6 protein-coding genes are annotated in these 3,756 nt (G+C 73.1%); 4 read left to right on the forward strand and 2 right to left on the reverse strand.

Translation table 11 applies throughout. The features are described 5' to 3' along the window. Window positions 1-243: 243 nt before the first annotated feature. On the forward strand, window positions 244-927 hold the full coding sequence (locus ACFC1T_RS38230; RefSeq protein WP_375897384.1) for a hypothetical protein: 684 nt from the start codon (window positions 244-246) through the stop codon (window positions 925-927). 252 nt (window positions 928-1,179) lie between these two features. Further along, the gene (locus ACFC1T_RS38235) at window positions 1,180-1,707 is read left to right on the forward strand and encodes a ferredoxin (RefSeq protein WP_375897386.1); all 528 of its coding nucleotides are present in this window, start codon (window positions 1,180-1,182) and stop codon (window positions 1,705-1,707) included. Window positions 1,708-1,902: 195 nt separating this feature from the next. Here ACFC1T_RS38235 and ACFC1T_RS38240 read toward each other — a convergent pair whose 3' ends face one another. Beyond that, on the reverse strand, window positions 1,903-2,424 hold the full coding sequence (locus ACFC1T_RS38240) for an AAA family ATPase (RefSeq protein ID WP_375897389.1): 522 nt from the start codon (window positions 2,422-2,424) through the stop codon (window positions 1,903-1,905). Window positions 2,425-2,591: 167 nt separating this feature from the next. Here ACFC1T_RS38240 and ACFC1T_RS38245 point away from each other — a divergent pair, with 167 nt between their 5' ends. Further along, complete coding sequence (locus ACFC1T_RS38245) at window positions 2,592-2,984, forward strand: hypothetical protein (protein ID WP_375897391.1); 393 nt, start codon at window positions 2,592-2,594, stop codon at window positions 2,982-2,984. A gap of 18 nt (window positions 2,985-3,002) precedes the next feature. On the opposite strand, the gene ACFC1T_RS38250 is transcribed toward ACFC1T_RS38245, so the two are convergent. Beyond that, window positions 3,003-3,326 carry a hypothetical protein gene (locus tag ACFC1T_RS38250; RefSeq protein ID WP_375897394.1) on the reverse strand — a complete coding sequence of 108 codons (324 nt, stop codon included), beginning with the start codon at window positions 3,324-3,326 and terminating at the stop codon, window positions 3,003-3,005. A gap of 133 nt (window positions 3,327-3,459) precedes the next feature. On the opposite strand from ACFC1T_RS38250, the gene ACFC1T_RS38255 reads away from it, so the two are divergent. Then, window positions 3,460-3,756 (forward strand): hypothetical protein (locus tag ACFC1T_RS38255; protein ID WP_375897396.1); only part of this gene is annotated, 297 nt, incomplete at its 3' end.

Below are 3,756 nucleotides of genomic sequence, written 5' to 3' on the forward strand. Positions count from 1 at the left end.
CAAGGGCCGCCTCTACGCCCCCGAAGCCCTCCACCTGGTCGACGCCATCCCGCTCACCTCCGTCGGCAAGCCCGACAAGAAGCGCCTGCGCCAGGACGCCGCATCCCGCTGACGCCCGCCCCGCTCGTCCGGCTGTCGGACGGTTCGCCTACAGTACGAGCCGTCCGGGCAGGCCGGGCAGGCCGGGCAGGCCGGGCAGTTGGGCAGTCGGGGCAGCGGATGCGGGATGACGAGGCGGGACCCATGGCAGGAGCGGCGTTCGAGCGGCTGCGGGCGATCATGGGCGAGCCCGCCTACACCCCCGCACAGGTCCCCTGGGAACTCGCCCCCGCCGAGCTCGGCGTCCAACTGCCCTCCGACTACCGGGCGTTCATCGATCTCTACGGGGCGGTGAACCTCAACGGCGAGTGGGGCCTCACCGCCCCGGTCCGCACCCGCCCCGACGGCACACCCGACGGCTTCGCCGACTGGCGCACCTGGAGCGACGGGGAGCTGCGCGAACTCGTCCACGGCGAGGACGAGTTCTGGGACCAGGACCACACCCCGGTCTTCCCCGACCCGGGAGGCCTGCTCTCCTGGGCCGTCAACAGCAACCACGCCCACTGCTGCTGGCTGACCACCGGCCCCGACCCGGACCGGTGGCCGGTGGCGGTCTTCGACTGCGGCGGCCTCGACGGCGCACTGGACGTCCACGAAGGCGGCTTCGCCCAGTTCGTCACCACCGTCCTCACCGATGGCTACGCCCTCCAGGACGAACTGCTGGTCACCCCCACCCCCGGAGGATGGCAGCCGCCACGCCCGCCGTGGACGCCCGGGCACGACTGGGACGGCACGAACTGGGGCGCGCGCTACGGCGTCGAGGGCTGGACGGCCGAACGGTGGAGCGACCGTACCGCCGCGCTCACCATGCCCTGGCGCCGGAACTGACCCATCGTCAGAACGGTTTGCCCGTAGCAGGATCGCCCGCCATACGCGACCACCCACCGGGCCGGCGCCACCGTCGTGGCCGCCTGCTTGCGCAGTGCCACCACCCTGGCCCGACGGCACGCTGCGTCCGGCACTGGGGGAGCTGTTGGGTGCGGGCGTGGTGACAGCGGCGCTGCGGGAGCCGGGGCGAGGCAGTCCCCTTCCCATCGGCGGCCCGTCGTTTGGTTCGAACGAATGCCCTAGTCTCGGCGGATGACGCTCTACTTCGACCCGGTGGCCGTCCTCGGCAACGACCGCGATGCCTTTCGGGGCCGTTGGGAAGACCGACTGTGGCTCAACGTCCCCGGGCCCTTCTACGGCGGGGAGACTGACACCTGCTGGACGGGACGGCTCTCGGCGCCCGCCCACGTCCTCTACGGAGGCGAGTACCTCAGCGAGTACCTCTATCGCCAGCCCCGAACGCCTGCGGACACCGCGCTGCTGGTCGAGGCGGCAGGCAGCGACCCGTTCCTCGGGTACGGCTGTGACGGCGACTCCCGATGGACACCGGAAACGGTCCGGGAGTGGTGGCGTAACCGCGGCCAGGTCGTGCAATACCTGTCCGATCAGCGGAGCAAGTGGGATGAGGGCGATGCCCGGGCAGACCAGGGCATAGCCGCCGCCGTTCGCGACTTCGAGCTCTACATCGCCGGTGATCTGGCAACTGACCTGCGGATCTACCTCTACTGGCTGGAAGAGCGGCAGTCCCCCACCCCCGTTGACCCCTTGCCCGAGCTGTAGCGTCACGCGGCGAGTGCGTGGGCCCGCTGGGACCGAGCTGGATCCCGGTGGCGGTCGTCGGACGCCTCCAAGGCGGCGGGGGAGTAGTCGAGCAGGGCGTGCCGCAGCCGCTGCGTGATGCGGGTGCGTTCCCAGATCAGGGTCTTGTGCGCGCGTCACGACCTTGACTCCCTTTGGGGCTCCAGTGCCCGGCGCTCATGGGCGGGTGAAGGCGGTGATGTCCGGGAGTGGTGGGTGGTAGCCGTGGGTGGTGTCCACGTGCAGGTGGGGTACGGGGAGGGACAGTGGGGTGAAGTCGTCGATCAGGTTGCCCGGGCCGGTCGGGGCGGCGAGCAGGGCGTGATCGGCGTGGGCGGCGCGGTGGGCGCCGGTGGCCAGGCGTTCGGCGATGCGGCGCCGGGCCAGGGCGGGGGCCACCCGGCAGTGCACGATGCGCAGGTCGGTGCGGGTGGCGAGCGGGGCCAGGCCGGTGCGCCAGAGGCGGTCCTGGTAGGCGGCCTCGGCGACCACGCTGATCCCGGCGTCCACCAGTACGCCCAGGACGTCGAAGAACGCGTCGCGCACCGCCAGGTCGGGTTCGGGCGTACGGGTGCCCGCGTGCAGCAGGCCCTCCTTGAACTCGTCGCGGACGACCGCCGGGCAGCCGACGGCCCGGGCCAGGGCGTGCGCCAGCGTCGTCTTGCCGCTGCCCGGCCCGCCGCTCACCACGATCAGCATCGCCTGTCTCCCGTCCAACCCGCTCGCCCGTCAAGCCCGTTGGGACTTCGTACCCGAAACCTCCGGCGCCCGGCGATCGTTGGGACCGGTGGACGGACCGACCGGCCCGACCGGCCCGGGCGGCGTCTCGACGGCGCGCGGGCCCGTACGAAACGGAGGGGACCATCATGACCCAGCCAGGGGACGCGGTGCGCGGCGGCAGCCCGGACTCGGCGGTCGACCGGGTGGCCGACTTCTACGGCGCCTACATCGACGCCGTCTCCGACGGCACCGACGACCTGTCGGACGGCCTGCGCGCCCACTACCTCACCGAGGACTTCCGTCAGCGCCTGGCGGCGTGGGAGGAGGCCAACCACGCCGACGGCGTGCTGCGCGCCCAGGACGTGCCCACGGCCTGGGAGGTGCGCTACCACGACTCGGGCGCCGGGCACCTGTTCACCACGGTCACGCTCACCTGGGGCACCGGCCCCGACGCCGGGCACACCCGGCTGGCGGTGCAGAGCGACCTGAGCACCAAGCTGATCTCGGACATCGAGGACGCCCCCGCCGGAGGCCAGTAGGGGGAGGCTGCCGCGGGTTCAGGCCAGGGCGGCGGTCAGGCGTGCGGGCAGGGTGTCGTAGGGGCGGCACTCGACCACCGGCAGGCCGGCGGCGCGGGCCCGGTCGGCGAGCCAGTGGGAGTAGCGGGCGCTGACGTCGGCGCGGGCGTCCTGGGGTCCGGCGTCGGGTTCGCGGTGGGCGTAGTTGGCGCCGATGCGCCGCGGGTCGCCCTCGTGGAGGAAGACGGCGCGAAGGCGCCGGCCGAGGGCGGCGGCCTCGGCGGCAGCCTGTACGGCGGCCGCGGGGGTGAGGTAGTCGCCCTCGACGACGGCCGGCACGTCCACGCTCAGGCGGTTGCGCACGACGCCGAGCAGGGCTTCGTCCAGGGCGTGGGCGGTGGCGATCTGCAGTTCCAGGACGCGGTCGGCGCCCAGTTCCCGCTCGGGGTCGCGGTAGGGGGCGAAGTGGTGCAGTGCGGGGTGGGTGGCGGGGGTGGTGGCGGCCGCCCTGCAGGGCGGCGACGACGTCGTCGAACTCGACCGTGAACGCGCCGTGCTCGGCGGCCAGGCGCTCGGCGGCGCGGCTCTTGCCGAGACCGGAGGCGCCGCCGATCAGCAGGACGTCCCAGGGACGGTGGTCGGTGTGCATACCGTCACATTAGAGGAGGGCGGTAATCGTTTTCGGGTGCCGGTGGACTCTATGAGGGTGGGGAAGGCGGGACGTCCGGTGAGCGGCGCCCCGCGGCCAGGCCCCCGGCGCCCGGAAGCCGGCCCACGGTCTGGTCCCGGTGCC

Origin of the sequence: Kitasatospora sp. NPDC056076 (assembly GCF_042266305.1) — a bacterium.
Lineage (GTDB): Bacteria > Actinomycetota > Actinomycetes > Streptomycetales > Streptomycetaceae > Kitasatospora.

Bases quoted from the DNA above. Each gene is read 5' to 3' on its own strand.
- ACFC1T_RS38230 (WP_375897384.1), top strand. From the start codon at position 244: ATGGCAGGAGCGGCGTTCGAGCGGCTGCGGGCGATCATGGGCGAGCCC.
- ACFC1T_RS38235 (WP_375897386.1), top strand. From the start codon at position 1,180: ATGACGCTCTACTTCGACCCGGTGGCCGTCCTCGGCAACGACCGCGAT.
- ACFC1T_RS38240 (WP_375897389.1), bottom strand. From the start codon at position 2,424: ATGCTGATCGTGGTGAGCGGCGGGCCGGGCAGCGGCAAGACGACGCTG.
- ACFC1T_RS38245 (WP_375897391.1), top strand. From the start codon at position 2,592: ATGACCCAGCCAGGGGACGCGGTGCGCGGCGGCAGCCCGGACTCGGCG.